The organism is Streptomyces goshikiensis (assembly GCF_014650555.1).
GTDB lineage: Bacteria > Actinomycetota > Actinomycetes > Streptomycetales > Streptomycetaceae > Streptomyces > Streptomyces goshikiensis.
This window is the reverse complement of sequence record NZ_BMVE01000002.1, coordinates 590,222-605,836: the sequence shown is the minus strand read 5'-3', so window position 1 is coordinate 605,836 and position 15,615 is coordinate 590,222. Positions and strand designations below refer to the sequence as shown.

Sequence of the window (15,615 nt, the reverse complement as noted above, 5' to 3'; positions counted from 1 at the left end):
AGTCCGCCAACCTCCGCCGACCTCCGCCGAGCGGCATATGCATCCGCGCTGGTTAACGGCCCGCCCGGTCGAAGTCGGTCAAGAGCCGATCATCACCGAACGTAATATTTCCAGGTTTCCTCTCTGCGCCCCCGGGCGCGCCCGCGCTGACAGGCTGGCGGTGCGGCGCACAGGGGATGAGGTGGAACGGTGAACGATGGCGGACCTGAGGAGTCCGGTGGGGCGGTCGGGCTGCCCAGCCGACGGCGGCGACCGACTCCGATGAGCCAGTGGGGCCCGGCCGCGCGCCTGTCCTACTGGGCGTTCCACGCCAACCGGCGGCCCTCCTACATGCGCTTCGCGTACCTGCAGCTCGGCTCCGACGCCGCCGCCGAGGACGCCGTGGACGCCACCTTCGACGCGTTGATGAGCGAGTGGCTGCGGATGCTGCACATGGACCGCCTCGACGCCTACGCGTGGACGGTGCTCAAGCAACGCCTCGCCGACCGGCAGCAGCGCCGCAGCCCCTGGCCCCGGCCGATGGACATCAGCGCCTTCGAGGCCGCGCTCAAGGAGGCCCACGCCGACCGGTACGAGGTGCTGACCGACACCATCCGCTTCTACTCGGCCGTCTCCCGCCTCGCCGAGCGGCAGCGCGACGCCGTCGTCCTGCGCTACGGACTCCAGTGCAGCCCCGGTGAGGCCGCCGCCGTGATGGGCGTCGACGAGGCCACCGTCCGCACGCACCTCGGCCAGGCGCACCGGCGGCTCGCCCGCCTGCTCGACACGTCCGCCGAGTCATGAGGCGGCGCGAGCGGCCCGAGTGGCCCGACAGCGACGGAACCCCCCGTTCCCTGACCGAGTTCCTGGAGCGGGCGGGGGTCCGCGACCGGTATCCGCACTACGACCTCGGCGCCGCCGAGGCCCGCCTGCTGCGCGTGCCGCGGGCGCTCGGCGCGGCCGTCGGCCGCTCCCGCCGCCGGTCGGCGGGGTGGAGCGACCCCGCGCGGGACCGCCCGCTCGACTCCGAGCGGGCCCGGCGCGACCTCAAGGCCGCCTGCCTGGCCGCGGTGTGCGCGCCCGCGGCGGAGGCGGAGCTCGCGTCGTTCTCCGCCGGCGATCGCACCGACCTGGCCGGCGCCGTGGTCTTCGGCTGCCTCCTGCACCTCGCGGGGCTGCGCGAGGGCTCCCGGTTCTGGTGGCAGTTCGCCGCCGGGTCGGGCGGCCCCCGGACCGCGCACGCCGCGTACTGCCTCTTCCTCGACCACTCCCGCCGCGGCGAGCACCACGACGCCGGCGTCTGGGCGCGCGAGCTCGGCCGGCGCGGGTTCCGGCCCGGCGGGCCGCGCGATCTGCGGGAGGTCCGGCTGTGCGCGCAGGCCGCCGTCCTGCGGTACGTCGACCAGCTCGACGATCCCGACGTGGGGCCGGTGCCGCTGCCGAGACCGGGGCTGGCGGGGGTGCTGGGCGCGTTCCACCCCCCACCACCGCCGGCCCGGCCGCCGGCGCCCGCCGGGCTCCCGGCGATGCGGCCGGGCCGCCCCGGACCCGCGCCCGCTCTCCCGCTCCCCTTCGCCCTCGCCCTCGCCCCGCTGCGGCATCCGGCGCTGACGGCCGCCGCGCGCGGGTGCACCCCGCCGGCCCACGGCACCGAGGCGCTGGCGCAGGCACGCCGCGCGCTGGCCGTCGTACGCGTACTGGAACGGCACCCGCTGGGGGTGCGGGCCGCCCAGCTGGGGCGGGAGGCGGGGCTCGCCGGGCCGGAGTTGCGGCCGCTGCTGGCGATGCTGTGCGAGGAGGAGTACGCGGACGCGCTGGGCGCGGGCGCCTTCGCCCGGGGGCCCGCCCTGGACCGGCTCGCCGCTCCCGGCGGCCGGGGTCTGGCGGGGCAACTCCAGCGCACCCTGGCCCTGGCCCGGGACAGCGCGGGCGCCGCCGTGTACCTCAGCCGGTACGCGGAGGGCGAGGTGCTGATCACCCAGATGGCCGACGGGCCCGGGACCCCGCCGGTGCGGGAGTGGGTGGACTTCCGGGCGGCCGCGCACGCCAGCGCCGTCGGGAAGTGCCTGCTGACGCAGCTCGACCACGACGGCCGGGCCGACCACGTGGCCCGGCACCGCCCGGCCCGGCTCACCCCGCGCACGATCACCGACAGCCGGACCCTGTTCAGCGCCCTCGACGCGGTGGCTCCGGGCGCCCCCGTCTTCGACCTGCGGGAGTACTCCCCCGGCGTCGTCTGCTCGGCGGTGCCCCTCACCATCGGGAACGCCGCCGCGTGTCTCGCGCTGTCCCTGCCCGTGCCGCACGCGCACCGCCTGCGGCACGCCACGGAAGCACTGCGCCGCAAGGCCGTTCCGGTGCTGCTGGCGCTGCTGCTGACGGGCACGATCCCGCCGGAGACCGGGGCGGGCGGCCCGGCGAAGGCCCCCGCGGACACCCCGGTGGCGGCGCCCGCACCGGTTCCGCGGCCGGCCGGGGTCACCCCGGAGACCCTGCGGCATCTGCGCAGGCTGTTCCGTACCCCCCTCACCCGGGCGAGCGCCGCCGCGCCCGGGGGGCCGCACCTGGTCAGCGACCCGGCGACGGCGGCGGCCTACCTGTTCGACGCCGTCCCGGAGGCGGGCGGCGGGCAGCCCCGGCTCGCGCTGCCGCGCACCTTCGCCCCGCTCCGCCCGGGGAGCCTGCCGACCCCGGACGGTCTGGTGGTCCTGGGCACCACCTGAACCCCGGCCGGGTCAGCCGGCCGGTACGAAGGAGTCCAGGGCGGTGTCGAAGTGGCTGCGGGCCTCGGCGAGACGGCCGACGGGCGCCGACACCCAGACGTCGTACATGCGGCCGTTCTCGTCCCAGCAGACGTCGAAGGTGTGCCGGGGGCCCTCGGCGGCGCTGAAACCGTTCCAGGTGAACTCCCAGAGGGCGGCGGGCAGTCCGTTGTGCGTCGTCGCGACGACGGAGTGGTCGCGGAAGCCCGGGTTGGTGTCCGCGCCGTTCGCGTCGGAGCGCCGCATCGCGCCGAGCGGGCCGCCGGCCGTGGCCAGGTCGACCTTGATGCCGATGCGGAAGGCCCCGTCCGGGGACACGTAGAAGACCCGCCGGTCGTCGGTGGAGCGCTGGTAGCCGACGGGGACGGTGATGCGGAAGCCCTGGCGGTCGGTCACGCTCCGGTACCCGGCGGGCGCGGGCTCGGCCGCGACGCTACGGGCGGCGGGCGGCGGGGCGGCCGCCGTCGGGGGGCGGGTGTCGGCGGGCTTGGCGTCGGCGGTGGGCGGGGCGCTCGCGCCGGGGGTCGCCGCGGCCGGCGAGGGCGTGCCGGCCGGCGCCGCGCCCGAGGCCGAGGGGGTCCCGGGGGTGGCCGGGGCAGCGGCGGCGGTCCCGGCGGCCCGGCCGGCCGACGGGTGGTCGCCGAGGTAGGAGGTGACGGCGACGGCGCCGACGACGGCCGCGACGACCAGCGCGGCCACCAGCCCCACCCGCAGCGCGGCCGGGCGGGCGGGCCGGGGTCCGGCGGACGCGGGTCCGGCGGACGGGACCGAGTGCTCCGTCGGCGCGTACCCGGGAGGCGTCCGGTCGGCCCGAACCGGTCCGGGCGGCGGGGTCGGAGCGGACGACACGGGCGGCGGCGGGGTCGGCCCGGCGGCGCGTTCCACCAGCGGGACCCGCCCGGTGGTCACGTACGCCGTGAGCAGCCGCCCCGCCTCGGCCGCCGACAGCCGCCGCTCCGGGTCGCGTTCGAGCAGGCCCCGGATGACCGGGGCCAGCGGCCCCGCCTGCGCGGGCGGCCGGATCTCGTCGTACACGACGGCGTGCAGCACCCCGCCGAGCGAGTCCCGGTGGAAGGGCGACTCGCCGGTCAGCGCGGCGCACAGCAGCGCCCCGAGCGACCACAGGTCGCAGGAGGGTCCGGCGGCGGCGCCCTGCATGCGCTCGGGCGAGGTGTATTCGGGCGAGCCGACGAACGCGCCGGTCTCGCTGATGGTGGTGGATCCGACGAGGCTGGCGATGCCGAAGTCGGTGAGCACCACGCGCTCGCTGCCCGCCTCCATCAGTACGTTGGCGGGTTTGACGTCGCGGTGCAGGACCCCGCGGTCGTGGGCCGCGGTCAGCGCGCCGAGCAGGGCGAGCCCGGTACGGGCGGTGTCGCCGACGCTCAACGGGCCCTCGGTGGCGAGCCGGTCGGCGAGCGAGCCGCCCTCCACGAGCTCCATGACGATGAAGGGGCGCCCCTCGTGCTCCACGACGTCGTGCACGACGACGACGTGCGGATGCTTGACCTGGGCGACGGTACGCGCCTCCCGCAGCGCCTTCGTGGCCTCCGTACCGCCGTCGACGTGGAGCTCCTTGACGGCGACCGGGCGCCCGAGGAGTTCGTCGGTGGCGCGCCAGACGGTGCCCATGCCGCCCCTGCCCAGCCGCTTCCCCAGACGGTAACGACCGGCGATCGGTTTGCTGTTGCCCGGCTCGTCCTGCGACACGTTCGCTCCCCCTCGGCCCGTTCCAGGGCCATGATGCCGCACACGTCAGGGGCCGTGTCGGTCGCTCATGAGAGTGTTCGTCCGGGCCCCGGCGGCTTTCCTGCCGCGCCGGGTCCCGGGAAACACAGATGACCGAGGGGATTCACGTGCTGACGCACACCAGGGCCACCACCATGCGACGCTCCGCGCGCACCGCCGCGATCGCGCTCGCCGCACCGCTTCTGGCCGCGTGCGGGCCGTTCGCGAGCGAGGGGGACGGGGCGAAGGCGTCCAAGGCCTCCGAGGCTCCCGTGAAGACGCTGCGCCTCGGCGAGCCGAGCACGCAGACGAAGGAGCTCACCCACGACGGAAAGACGGGCAAGTTCACCATCACCGCGCAGCGGGTGGTCGTGGGCAAGGCCTCGGACCTGGACGAGCTGAAGGACGAGAAGTACAAGGGCTGGGTGCCGGTCTGGGTGTACGTCAACGCCAAGCTCGTCGACGGGGACGCGCCGATGACCGGCGCCATGGTGATGTCGGACGTGGGCGTGCGCACCGCCGACGACGTACCGGTCACCCGCCTGCTGATGATGGGCCAGGACCTGACCAGCAAGCCGGCCGACTGTGAGGACGACGCCCCCGCCGCCGAGTGGAAGAAGGGCGACGACCACACGCGGTGCGCGTCGTACCTGGTGCCCGAGGGCAAGCCGGCCGCGTTCGTCACCTTCTCGCGGGGCTACTACAAGGAACCGCTGAAGTGGGCGGTCCAGTAGGACGAAGAAGCCGGGACGCCTCCACCCGGAGCCGTCCCGGCCCTCCGGGCCCTCGGCTCGCGAGCGCACCGCTGAACGCAAAGAACCCCACCGAAGTGGGGTTCTCGCTTTTGTGTCCGAGGGGGGACTTGAACCCCCACGCCCGATAAAGGGCACTAGCACCTCAAGCTAGCGCGTCTGCCATTCCGCCACCCGGACTAGGTGGTCGGCCCCGGTTTCCCGCGGCGACATGGACAACAATAGCAAAGGTTGGGGGTGGTTCCGACCAGGTATTCGGGCCGGGGGCCTTCGACGCGGCCGCGCTGACCTGCACGCATGCGCCGTAGGCCCTCGCGAGACGGGGCGTCTCGCCTGGTGCGGCTACGGGCAGCGGATGACCTGGCCCGCGTACGAGAGGTTGCCGCCGAAGCCGAAGAGCAGGACCGGGGCGCCGGAGGGGATCTCGCCGCGCTCGACCAGCTTGGACAGGGCCATCGGGATGCTGCCGGCCGAGGTGTTGCCGGAGTCGACGACATCGCGGGCGACGACCGCGTTGACGGCGCCGATCTTGCTCGCGAGCGGTTCGATGATCCGGAGGTTCGCCTGGTGGAGGACGACCCCGGCCAGTTCCTCCGGGGTGATCCCGGCCTTCTCGCAGGCCTTGCGGGCGAGCGCCGGGAGCTGGCTGGTGGTCCAGCGGTAGACGGACTGGCCCTCCTGCGCGAAGACCGGCGGCGTGCCCTCGATGCGGACCACGTGGCCCATCTCCGGCACGGAGCCCCACAGGACCGGGCCGATGCCGGGCTCCTCGCTGGCCTCGACCACGGCGGCGCCCGCGCCGTCGCCGGTGAGGACGCAGGTGGTGCGGTCGGTCCAGTCGGTGATCTCGGTCATCTTGTCGGAGCCGATGACCAGCGCGCGGGTGGCGGAGCCGGACCGGATCGCGTGGTCGGCGGTGGCGAGGGCGTGCGTGAAGCCCGAGCAGACGACGTTGATGTCCATGAGCGCGGGGGCGCTGCTCATGCCGAGCTTGGCGGCGACGCGGGCGGCCATGTTCGGGGAACGGTCGATGGCGGTGGAGGTGGCCACCAGCACGAGGTCGATGTCGTCGGGGCTCAGACCGGCGTTCGCGAGTGCCTTGCCGGCGGCCTGGAAGGCCAGCTCGTCGACCGGCTCCTCGGGGCCCGCGATGTGGCGCGTCTTGATGCCGACGCGGGACCGGATCCACTCGTCGTTGGTGTCGACCATGGCCGCGAGGTCCTCGTTGGTCAGCACTTTGGCGGGCTGGTAGTGCCCGAGCGCCACCACGCGTGAACCGGTCATGGGCAGGGTCCCCCTTTGTCGGTGGTCAGGACTAACCAGCTTGGCCTGCTACCGGTGGGTACGGGTGTGAGTGACCCGACAGGATTCCTGCCCCGGAATTTGGAGAATTCCGAGCAACTCGCTGCCGGGGGCATCTACGCGCGCCCATCCGGGAGAATGTGCTCGTCAGGTGCACGACGAGGTGCGCGACGAGCAGAGAACGGGTGGGCTGATCGCCATGGGACGGGTCACCGAACGCCGTCGTGTCGTCAGGATCCGGGGCGGCGTGGCCGGGACCCGGCCGGACACCCTGGTCGCCGAGGAGCCGCTGGAGATCCGGCTGAACGGCAAACCGCTGGCGATCACGATGCGCACCCCGGGGGACGACTTCGCGCTTGCCGTGGGTTTCCTGGTGAGCGAGGGCGTGCTCGCCTCGGCCGCGGAGGTCCGGGCCGTGACGTACTGCGAGGGCGCCGCCGAGGACGGCTCGAACACGTACAACGTCGTCAACGTACAGCTCGCGCCCGGCGTGCCCCTCCCGGACATCTCGCTGGAGCGGAACGTCTACACCACCTCCTCCTGCGGGCTGTGCGGCAAGGCGAGCCTGGACGCGGTGCGCACGGCGACCCGGTTCACGGGGATCGCCGCCGATCCGGTACGGGTCTCCGCGGCGCTCCTCGGACAGCTGCCGGACCGGCTGCGCGCGGCGCAGAAGGTGTTCGACCGGACCGGCGGGCTGCACGCCGCCGGGCTGTTCACGGCGGAGGGCGAGCTGCTCGACGTACGGGAGGACGTGGGGCGGCACAACGCGGTGGACAAGATCGTGGGGCGGGCGCTCCAGGCCGGGCGGCTGCCGCTGGCCGGCGGGGTGCTGCTGGTGTCGGGGCGGGCGTCCTTCGAGCTGGCGCAGAAGGCCGTGATGGCCGGGATCCCGGTGCTGGCGGCCGTTTCCGCGCCGTCTTCGCTGGCGGTGGACCTGGCGCTGGAGACGGGGCTGACGCTGATCGGGTTCCTGCGCGGGCCCGACATGAACATCTACGCGGGCGAGGAGCGCGTCACCCTCTGACGCGCCGCCGCCGCCTGGCTCGGCGCCGCCGCTCAGCGCCCCCGGCGGGCGCGGCGCGGGGTGTCCGTCCTCGGCTTGGGCTCCGGCGGGTCGATGCGGTGCAGGCCGAGGGTGTCCGGGAGCGGGCTGGAGCCGGGGCCGCCCGATTCCGCCCAGGCGATGATCTCGTCGGTCGCGGTGTCGTCGAGGGCCCAGCCGAACCAGGCCGCGCGGGCGCCGCGTCGCCGGGCCTCGGAGGTGGGCTGGACCACGATGACGTTGGCCTGGGAGCAGGGGCCGAGGCAGTCGCTCGTACGGACGGCCAGCCGGCCCCCTGACGCGGCCGCGGCCTCGCGCAGCCGGGCCAGTTGGCCCGCGTGGTCGGTGCCGGGGTTCTTGCGGGGGTCGCCACAGCAGCAGCCCCTGCACACCACCAGGGTGCAGGGGCGTTCGGCGTGCGCGGCGAGCGGGCGTATCCAGGTCACCGCCGCACGTTACCGGGCCCGGGCGGCGGGGTGTTGGGGGGTGGGCGAGACCTCCGCCACATGACCGGGGGCGCGTTGGGGCACGGCGGGCGCGGGCGCGGGGTCCGGGTCCCGCTCCGGGTCCCGGTCGGCGTCGCGTGCCCGGTGGCGGGCCAGGGCCGCGCAGACCATCAGCTGCATCTGGTGGAACAGCATCAGCGGCAGCACGGCCAGGCTCGCCTGCGCCCCGAACAGCACGCTCGCCATGGGAAGTCCGGCGGCGAGGCTCTTCTTCGACCCCGCGAACTGGATGGCGATCCGGTCAGCCCGGTCGAATCCGAGGCGGCCGGCCCCGTACCAGCTGGCCAGGAGCATGACGGCGAGGAGCACGGCCTCGACCAGCAGCAGGGCGCCCAGACGCGGGAGGCTGACCTGGTGCCAGATGCCGGCGGCCATGCCCGCGCTGAAGGCGGTGTAGACGACGAGCAGGATCGAGCCGCGGTCGACGAGGCCGAGCACCTTCTTGTGGCGGGCCAGGAAGGCCGCGATCCGGCGGCGCAGGACCTGGCCCAGGAGGAACGGCAGCAGGAGCTGGACGACGATCCCGGCCAGGGAGCCGGGCGAGAAGCCGCCCGCGTCGGCGCCGAGCAGTGCGGCGGCGAGGAGCGGGGTGAGGGCGATGCCTGCGAGGGAGGAGAAGGAGCCGGCGCAGATCGCGGCGGGCACGTTGCCGCGGGCGATCGAGGTGAAGGCGATCGAGGACTGGATGGTCGAGGGGACCAGGCAGAGGAAGAGCAGGCCGGCGTAGAGCGGGGGCGTGAGCAGGTTGGGGACGAGGCCGCGGGCGGCGAGGCCGAGGAGGGGGAAGAGCAGGAAGGTACAGCCGAGCACGGTGAGGTGCAGCCGCCAGTGGCGCAGTCCGTCGAGGGTCTCGCGGGCGGAGAGCCGGGCGCCGTAGAGGAAGAACAGCAGGGCCACGGCGCCGGTCGCCCCCGCGTCGGCCACGTCCGCGGCGGCGCCGCGGGCGGGCAGCAGCGCGGCGACGCCGACGGTCCCGAGCAGCGCCATCACGTATGGGTCCACCACCCCCCACCGGCGGCCCCGCGGGGCGGAGCCGGTGCCCGGCGGGGCGGTTCGGGTCGGGCGGGTGCGGCGCATGTACGGGTGCCTTCTCGTGCGGTGTCGTTCTCATCGTGCCCGGGGCAATGGTGATCGGGAAAGGCGCATTCCGTGCTCACTGTCATCGGCGTGCGCAATGACAATCGCCCTAGCATGGCTCCATGTACGACCCCGTTCAGCTGCGTACGTTCCTCACCGTCGCCCAGACGCTCAGCTTCACGCAGGCCGCCGGGCGGCTCGGGGTGCGGCAGTCCACCGTCAGCCAGCACGTGCGGCGGCTGGAGGAGCCGACCGGGCGGCCGCTGTTCTTCCGGGACACGCATTCCGTGGAGCTGACGGAGGACGGCGAGGCGCTGCTCGGCTTCGCGCGGACCATCCTGGAGGCGCACGAGCGGGCCGCCGCCTTCTTCACCGGGACCCGGCTGCGCGGCCGCCTGCGGTTCGGCGCGTCGGAGGACTTCGTCCTGACCCGGCTCCCGGAGGTCCTGGAGGGCTTCCGGCACGAGCACCCCGAGGTGGACCTGGAGCTGTCGGTCGAGCTGTCGGGGGTCCTGCACGAGCGGCTCGACGCGGGCCGTCTGGACCTGGTGCTGGCCAAACGGCGCGGCCCGGGCGACGAGCGGGGCCGGCTGGTGTGGCGGGACCGGATGGTGTGGATCGGGGCGGAGGGGCTGCGGGTGGATCCGGAGCGGCCGGTCCCGCTGATCGTGTTCCCGCCGCCGGGGATCACCCGGGCCCGGGCGCTGGAGGTCCTGGAGCGGGAGGGCCGGGCCTGGCGGATCGCCTGTACGAGCGGCAGCCTGAGCGGCCTGATCGCGGCGGCCCGCGCCGGTCTGGGCGTGATGGCGCACACCCGGGGGCTGATCCCGCCGGGGCTGGTCCGGGTGGGCGGGCTGCCCGAGCTGGGGCCGGTGGAGTTCGCCCTCCTCCAGGCCGGCCGCCCGACCCCGGCCTCCGAGGCCCTGGCGGCCGCGGTCCTCTCGGGCGGCGATCGCCTCAGCCGGCCCGCCTGACCTGCGGTCCGAGCCGTCCCGGGCGGTGAAATCCGAGGGGATCCTGTGGAGGTTTCCGAAGCGGTCCCGGCCGGCCCCGCGCGTGGGGTAGCGTCGCGGCGCCGACACGGAGAGGAGCGGGATGTTGCGCGAGGTAACCGTGCCACCCGTGATCACGGCCGCGCCGGTCGGAGGGCTGGCCGACGTCGTGTTCGACCACGCCGCGCAGGATCCGGACCGGGTGGTCCTCGGCCGCAAGACGGACGGCCGCTGGCTGGACGTCACCTCCGGCGAGCTGGCCGCCGAGGTGCTGGCGCTGGCGAAGGGCCTGCTGGCCCAGGGCGTGCGGTTCGGGGACCGGGTGGGGGTGATGTCCCGTACCCGGTACGAGTGGACGCTGTTCGACTTCGCGCTGTGGGCCGTCGGCGCCCAGCCGGTCCCCGTGTATCCGACGTCGTCGGTCGAGCAGGTCCACTGGATCCTCTACGACTCGTCCTGCGTCGGCTGCGTCGTCGAGGACGAGGACCAGGCGATGACGGTCGGCTCCGTCATCGAGCGGCTCCCCCAGCTGCGCCGGCTCTGGCAGCTCGACGCCGGGGCGGTGGCGGACCTGGTCGAGTCGGGGCGCGGGGTCGCGGAGGGGGTGGTGCACCGCCACCGCAGTGCGGTCACCCCGGATTCGACGGCCACCGTCATCTACACCTCCGGGACCACGGGCCGCCCCAAGGGCTGTGTGCTCTCGCACGGCAATTTCATGTTCGAGGCGGACACGCTGGTGAACTGCTGGGAGTCGGTGTTCCAGGCCGGGCCCGGCGAGCAGCCGTCCACGCTGCTCTTCCTCCCCCTCGCGCACGTCTTCGGCCGGATGGTGGAGGTGGCCGCGGTCCGGGCGCGGGTCAAGCTGGGGCACCAGCCGGTGCTGGCGGCGGCCGAGCTGCTGCCGGATCTGGCGGCGTTCCGGCCGACGTTCGTGCTCGGGGTGCCGTACGTCTTCGAGAAGGTGTTCGCGGCGGCGCGGCGCAAGGCCGAGGTGGAGGGGCGCACGGGGGCCTTCGACCGGGCGGTGGAGACGGCCGTGCGGTACGCCGAGGCGCGGGAGCAGAAGGCGTTCGGTACCGGGCCGGGGCCCTCGGCGGCGTTGCGGATGGAGCACCAGCTGTTCGAGAAGCTGGTGTACGGGAAGGTCCGCGAGGCGATGGGCGGCCGGGTGCGGCACGCGATGTCGGGCGGGTCCGCGATGGCGCGCCGGCTCGGGCTGTTCTTCGACGGCGCGGGAATCACGGTGTTCGAGGGGTACGGGCTGACGGAGTCCTGCGCGGCGGCGACGGCGAATCCGCCGGGGGCGACGAAGTACGGCACGGTCGGGCGGCCGATCCCGGGCAGCACGGTGCACATAGCCGACGACGGGGAGGTCTGGCTGCACGGCGGTCACATCTTCTCGGGGTACCTCAACGACCCGCGTTCCTCGGAGGTGGTGCTGCGCGGCGGCTGGCTGGCGACGGGGGACCTGGGGCGGCTCGACGAGGACGGGTACCTCACGATCACCGGGCGCAAGAAGGAGATCCTGGTGACCTCCAACGGCAAGAGCGTGGCGCCGGCGGCCCTGGAGGAGCGGGTGCGGTCGCATCCGCTGGTGGCGCAGTGCGTGCTGGTGGGCAACGACCGGCCGTACATAGCGGCGCTGGTGACCCTGGACATGGAGGGGGTCGCGCACTGGCTGTCGATGCGGGGGCGACAGCAGCTGGCGGCGGCGGACCTGGTGCACGACCCGGATCTGACGGCGGAGGTGCGCCGGGCGGTGGTGGCGGCGAACACGCTGGTCTCGCAAGCCGAGGCGATCCGTACGTTCCGGGTACTGGCCGAGCAGTTCTCGGAGGAACGGGGGCTGCTGACGCCCTCGTTGAAGCTGAAGCGCGGGGCGATCGAGAAGGCGTACGCGAAGGAGGTCGCCGCCCTCTACCAGTCCTGACGCGCCCCTCGGGGCGGCCGCCCGCCCATTCCTGACGGATCGTCAAATCACCGTGTCAGGAATATTGACGGTGCGTCAGCTCACGCACAGAATGCGGGGATTCCGACCGGAGGGGATCCCCACCCATGTTGCGACCGATCCGCGCCCTGGCCGCCGCCGCGGCGGCGCTCGCCCTCGTCTGCGCCTGCAACTCCGCCTCCGGCGGCTCCCTGCCGGGCAAGCCCGGCGACGCGGCGGCCACCCGAGGGGTGAGCGCCGGCTCGATCAAGGTCGGCGGCATCGTCTCCATGACCAGCGCGAGCGGCTACAGCAAGAAGGACACCGACCTCGGGGCGCGGGCCCGGTACCTGAGGGCCAACGCCGAGGGCGGGATCAACGGCCGCACGATCGACTACATCGGCGCCGAGGACGACGGCCAGGACCCCGGCAAGAACCTGGCGGCCGCCCGCAAACTCGTCCAGCAGGACAAGGTCTTCGCGGTCGCCCCGATGAGCTCGGTCACCTTCTCCGGCGCCGACTTCCTGGAGCAGGAGAAGGTGCCCACCTTCGGCTGGGGCACCCTGCCCTCCTTCTGCGGGCCGCAGTACATCTACGGCTTCAACGGCTGCCTGGTCCCCTCCCCCGGCGGCACCCTCAACCAGACCTGGCCCGAGGGCATCGGCCAGGTGCTCGGCGGTGCGAAGGGCAAGTCGGTCGCGATCATCGCCAACGACAGCGACGCCGGGAAGTTCGGCATCCGCACCTTCCAACAGGGCTTCGCCGGCGCCGGCTTCGAGGTGGCCTACGCCAAGGCCTCCGTTCCCGCCACGGCCGTGCCGAGCGACTGGTCCGCGTACGTGAAGGACATCCTCGCGAGCGACGGGGGCGAGGCGCCGGACGCCGTCGTCTCGGTCATGCAGACCCCCAACAACATCGGGCTGTTCACCGCCCTCAAGCGCGCCGGGTACCGGGGGCTGCTCTCCGACCCGACCGACTACGACCCGGCCCTGCTCGCCAAGGACACCACCAGGCAGGCCCTCGACGGGGTGCACGTCCTGCTCCAGTTCGAGCCCTTCGAGTCCGCGAACCCGAGGATGGACCAGTTCAAGGCGGACATCAAGGCGGCCTCGGGCGGCCGGGAAGTCCCCCTGAACATGCACATGTTGACCGGGTACATGTCGGCGGACCTGTTCGTGTCGATCGCCCTGAAGGCGGGCAAGGACCTCACCGTCGCCCACTTCCAGAACGCCGCCCGGAGCTTCTCCGACACCGGCACGCTCGTCGGCGACCGCGCGGAGCCCAAGGGCCAGAAGGAGAGCTTCGGCTGCGGGGCGCTGGTCCGGCTGAAGGACGGGGCGTACGAGGTCTCCGTCCCCTTCAAGTGCTACGAACCCGTCCCCTTCAAGTAGCCCGGGCAAGGGGAGCGGCATGGAGGATCTGCTCGTCATCGCCCTGAGCGGCCTGGTCTCCGGCGCCCTGTACGCACTGCTCGCCACCGGGCTCGTGCTCTCGTACTCGGCCTCCGGGCTGTTCAACTTCGCGCACGGGGCCACGGCCTACCTGTGCGCGCTGGTCTTCTACGAGGTGCGCTCCGGGCTGGGCTGGCCGGCCGTCCCGGCGGCGCTGCTGGTCGTCCTGGTACTCGCACCCGGCCTCGGCTGGGCGCTGGACCGGCTGATGTTCCGCCGGCTGGCCCGGGTCGGGGAGAGCGCGCAGATCGTCGCCACCATCGGGCTGCTGGTGGCGCTGCCGGCGGCCGGGCTGTGGGCGGTGGAGCTCCTGGCGGAGGCGGGCGCGCCCGTGAAACCGGCGGAGAACCAGTTCGGGCTGCCGGGCGTGGGGCCGAGCCCCGCGCGGTCCTGGCAGCTGACGGAGGGGGTCGGCATCGACTCCGACCAGCTGATCACCTGGGTGGCGACGGCGCTGGTGGCCGTGGCGCTGTGGGTGCTGCTGCGGCACACCCGGCTGGGGCTGCGGCTGCGGGCGGCCGTCGACAACCGCTCCCTGACCGAGCTGCGCGGGATCAGCGCCGACCGGCTGTCGTCGGTGGCCTGGATGATCGCGTCGGGCCTGGCGGGGCTGGCGGGGGTGCTGGCTACCCCGCTGCTGGGGCTGTCGGCGCACGACTTCACCCTGTTCCTGTTCGTGTCGGCGACGGCGGCGGTCATCGGGCGCTTCGCGTCGGTGCCGCTCGCGTTCGCGGGCGGGCTGGGGCTGGGCGTACTGCAGAACCTCGTCGCCGGGTACGCCTCCTTCGCCGAGCGGATCACCGGCTTCCGGACGGCGGTGCCGTTCCTGATCCTGTTCGGCGGGCTGCTGGTGCTGACGCGCAGGGCCCGGACGGCGGGGACGGCGGCGGCCGACGCGCCGCCGGTCGATCATCTGGCGGGGGCGTCGTGGGCGCGGCGGTGGGGGGTGTGGGCGGTGCTCGCGGGGGCGCTGTGCGTGGCGTTCTACACCGTCACCACGCCGTTCTGGAGCGGGCTGCTGGCGCAAGGGCTGGCGATCGGGCTGGTGTTCATGTCCTTCACGATGGTGACGGGGCTCGGGGCGATGGTCTCGCTGGCGCAGGCCACCTTCGTGACGGGGGCGGCGCTGGTGGCGGGGCTGCTGATGAGCCGGGGCTGGCCGTTCGTGGCGGCGCTGGCGGCCGGGACCTGCGCGGCCGCCGTACTGGGGGCGCTGGTCGCCCTGCCGGCGCTGCGGCTGGGCGGGCGCTCGCTCGCCCTGGCGACGCTGGCGCTGGCCTTCCTCGCCGACCAGGTCCTGTTCCAGCTGCGGTGGCTGCGCAACGGGGACGCGGGCTGGCCGGTGCCGCGGCCGGTGATCGGGCCGGTGGACCTGTCCGACGACCGGGCGCTCGGCGTGGCCCTGGTGCTCCTCGTCGCGATGGTGGCTGCCGGGCTGAGCGTGCTGCGGGGCTCCCCGGCGGGGCGGGCGGTGCTGGCCGTCCGGTCGGCGCCGGCGGCGGCGATGGCGTCGGGGGTGTCCGTGCTGCGGACGAAGCTGCTGCTGTTCACGCTGTCGGCGGGGCTGGCCGGGTTCGGGGGCGTGGTGTACGCGTCGTACAACACCCGTGTCACCGCGACGGACTTCACGGCGATGACGGGGCTTGTGTGGCTGGCGGTGGTGGTGGCCGCGGGGGTGCGGCGGCCGCAGTACGCGGTGGTGGCGGGGCTGGTCTTCGCCGTCGCGCCGCGGCTGATGGCGGACTACGTGACGGCGTCGGCGCACCTGCCGGTGATCCTGTTCGGGCTCGCGGGACTGGCACTGGCCAACGACCCGGACGGATACTGCGCCGCCCTCCCGGTGCGAGCGGCCAAACGGCGCGCCGGCGCCGCCTCGCCCGAAGCGGGCCCGGCCGGGGCCGGCTCGACCGGCGCGGGCCCAGCCGAAGCCGGCTCGACCGGGGCCGGCTCGGCAGTAGCGGGCTTGGCCGGGGCCGCCTCGGGCAGAGAGTGCCCCGCCGGGGCCGGCTCGACCGGGGCGGGCTGGACGCCAGCGGGCTCGGCCGGGGGCGGCCCGGGCGGGGCGGGCTTGGGCGAAGCCAGCTCGACCGGAGC

At 74.3% G+C, this 15,615-nt stretch carries 10 protein-coding genes, 1 tRNA gene and 2 pseudogenes; 8 read left to right on the top strand and 5 right to left on the bottom strand.

Annotated elements, in window-relative coordinates:
• Positions 1-261 precede the first annotated feature (261 nt).
• Positions 262-783: a sigma-70 family RNA polymerase sigma factor gene (locus IE248_RS07965; RefSeq protein WP_053065811.1), complete on the top strand. Its 522-nt coding sequence runs from the start codon at positions 262-264 to the stop codon at positions 781-783.
• Between the two features lie 659 nt (positions 784-1,442).
• A pseudogene (locus tag IE248_RS37230) lies at positions 1,443-2,357 on the top strand (IclR family transcriptional regulator domain-containing protein); the annotation flags it as partial.
• Positions 2,358-2,714: 357 nt separating this feature from the next.
• On the opposite strand, the gene IE248_RS07955 reads toward IE248_RS37230, so the two are convergent.
• Positions 2,715-4,451, bottom strand: a complete 1,737-nt coding sequence (locus IE248_RS07955) for a serine/threonine-protein kinase (RefSeq protein ID WP_506417320.1) — start codon at positions 4,449-4,451, stop codon at positions 2,715-2,717.
• Between the two features lie 128 nt (positions 4,452-4,579).
• On the opposite strand from IE248_RS07955, the gene IE248_RS07950 reads away from it, so the two are divergent.
• Positions 4,580-5,203 (top strand): hypothetical protein, encoded by a 624-nt coding sequence (locus tag IE248_RS07950; RefSeq protein WP_190030267.1) that lies wholly within the window; start codon positions 4,580-4,582, stop codon positions 5,201-5,203.
• Positions 5,204-5,316: 113 nt separating this feature from the next.
• Here IE248_RS07950 and IE248_RS07945 read toward each other — a convergent pair.
• Both IE248_RS07945 and IE248_RS07940 read right to left on the bottom strand, forming a co-directional pair.
• Positions 5,317-5,401: transfer RNA gene (locus IE248_RS07945), tRNA-Leu, on the bottom strand.
• A 162-nt stretch (positions 5,402-5,563) separates the two neighbouring features.
• Positions 5,564-6,505: a beta-ketoacyl-ACP synthase III gene (locus IE248_RS07940; RefSeq protein ID WP_073772501.1), complete on the bottom strand. Its 942-nt coding sequence runs from the start codon at positions 6,503-6,505 to the stop codon at positions 5,564-5,566.
• A 217-nt stretch (positions 6,506-6,722) separates the two neighbouring features.
• Between IE248_RS07940 and fdhD the strand changes: the two genes are divergently transcribed.
• Entirely contained in the window at positions 6,723-7,550 is an 828-nt protein-coding gene (gene fdhD / locus IE248_RS07935) for a formate dehydrogenase accessory sulfurtransferase FdhD (RefSeq protein ID WP_037800007.1), read from the top strand.
• A 32-nt stretch (positions 7,551-7,582) separates the two neighbouring features.
• Here fdhD and IE248_RS07930 read toward each other — a convergent pair whose 3' ends face one another.
• Together IE248_RS07930 and IE248_RS07925 are read right to left on the bottom strand one after the other, a co-directional pair.
• Positions 7,583-8,014 (bottom strand): (2Fe-2S) ferredoxin domain-containing protein, encoded by a 432-nt coding sequence (locus IE248_RS07930; protein ID WP_190030266.1) that lies wholly within the window; start codon positions 8,012-8,014, stop codon positions 7,583-7,585.
• 9 nt (positions 8,015-8,023) lie between these two features.
• Positions 8,024-9,061, bottom strand: a complete 1,038-nt coding sequence (locus IE248_RS07925; RefSeq protein WP_229895226.1) for a bile acid:sodium symporter family protein — start codon at positions 9,059-9,061, stop codon at positions 8,024-8,026.
• A gap of 212 nt (positions 9,062-9,273) precedes the next feature.
• On the opposite strand from IE248_RS07925, the gene IE248_RS07920 reads away from it, so the two are divergent.
• The 4 genes and pseudogenes from IE248_RS07920 to IE248_RS07905 form a co-directional block, all read left to right on the top strand.
• A complete protein-coding gene (locus IE248_RS07920; protein WP_190030264.1) occupies positions 9,274-10,125 on the top strand; it encodes a LysR substrate-binding domain-containing protein in 852 nt (283 codons plus the stop codon).
• Between the two features lie 124 nt (positions 10,126-10,249).
• Complete coding sequence (locus tag IE248_RS07915; RefSeq protein ID WP_190030489.1) at positions 10,250-12,073, top strand: AMP-dependent synthetase/ligase; 1,824 nt, start codon at positions 10,250-10,252, stop codon at positions 12,071-12,073.
• Between the two features lie 125 nt (positions 12,074-12,198).
• Positions 12,199-13,461, top strand: coding sequence for an ABC transporter substrate-binding protein (locus tag IE248_RS07910; RefSeq protein ID WP_190030263.1), 1,263 nt, complete (start codon positions 12,199-12,201; stop codon positions 13,459-13,461).
• A 19-nt stretch (positions 13,462-13,480) separates the two neighbouring features.
• A pseudogene (locus IE248_RS07905) lies at positions 13,481-15,298 on the top strand (ABC transporter permease); the annotation flags it as partial.
• Between the last annotated feature and the right edge of the window lie 317 nt (positions 15,299-15,615).

Coding starts and splice junctions, on each gene's coding strand:
- IE248_RS07925 (WP_229895226.1), bottom strand. CDS start 9,061: ATGGCGCTGCTCGGGACCGTCGGCGTCGCCGCGCTGCTGCCCGCCCGC.
- IE248_RS07910 (WP_190030263.1), top strand. CDS start 12,199: ATGTTGCGACCGATCCGCGCCCTGGCCGCCGCCGCGGCGGCGCTCGCC.
- IE248_RS07950 (WP_190030267.1), top strand. CDS start 4,580: ATGACCGAGGGGATTCACGTGCTGACGCACACCAGGGCCACCACCATG.
- IE248_RS07965 (WP_053065811.1), top strand. CDS start 262: ATGAGCCAGTGGGGCCCGGCCGCGCGCCTGTCCTACTGGGCGTTCCAC.
- fdhD (WP_037800007.1), top strand. CDS start 6,723: ATGGGACGGGTCACCGAACGCCGTCGTGTCGTCAGGATCCGGGGCGGC.
- IE248_RS07920 (WP_190030264.1), top strand. CDS start 9,274: ATGTACGACCCCGTTCAGCTGCGTACGTTCCTCACCGTCGCCCAGACG.
- IE248_RS07940 (WP_073772501.1), bottom strand. CDS start 6,505: ATGACCGGTTCACGCGTGGTGGCGCTCGGGCACTACCAGCCCGCCAAA.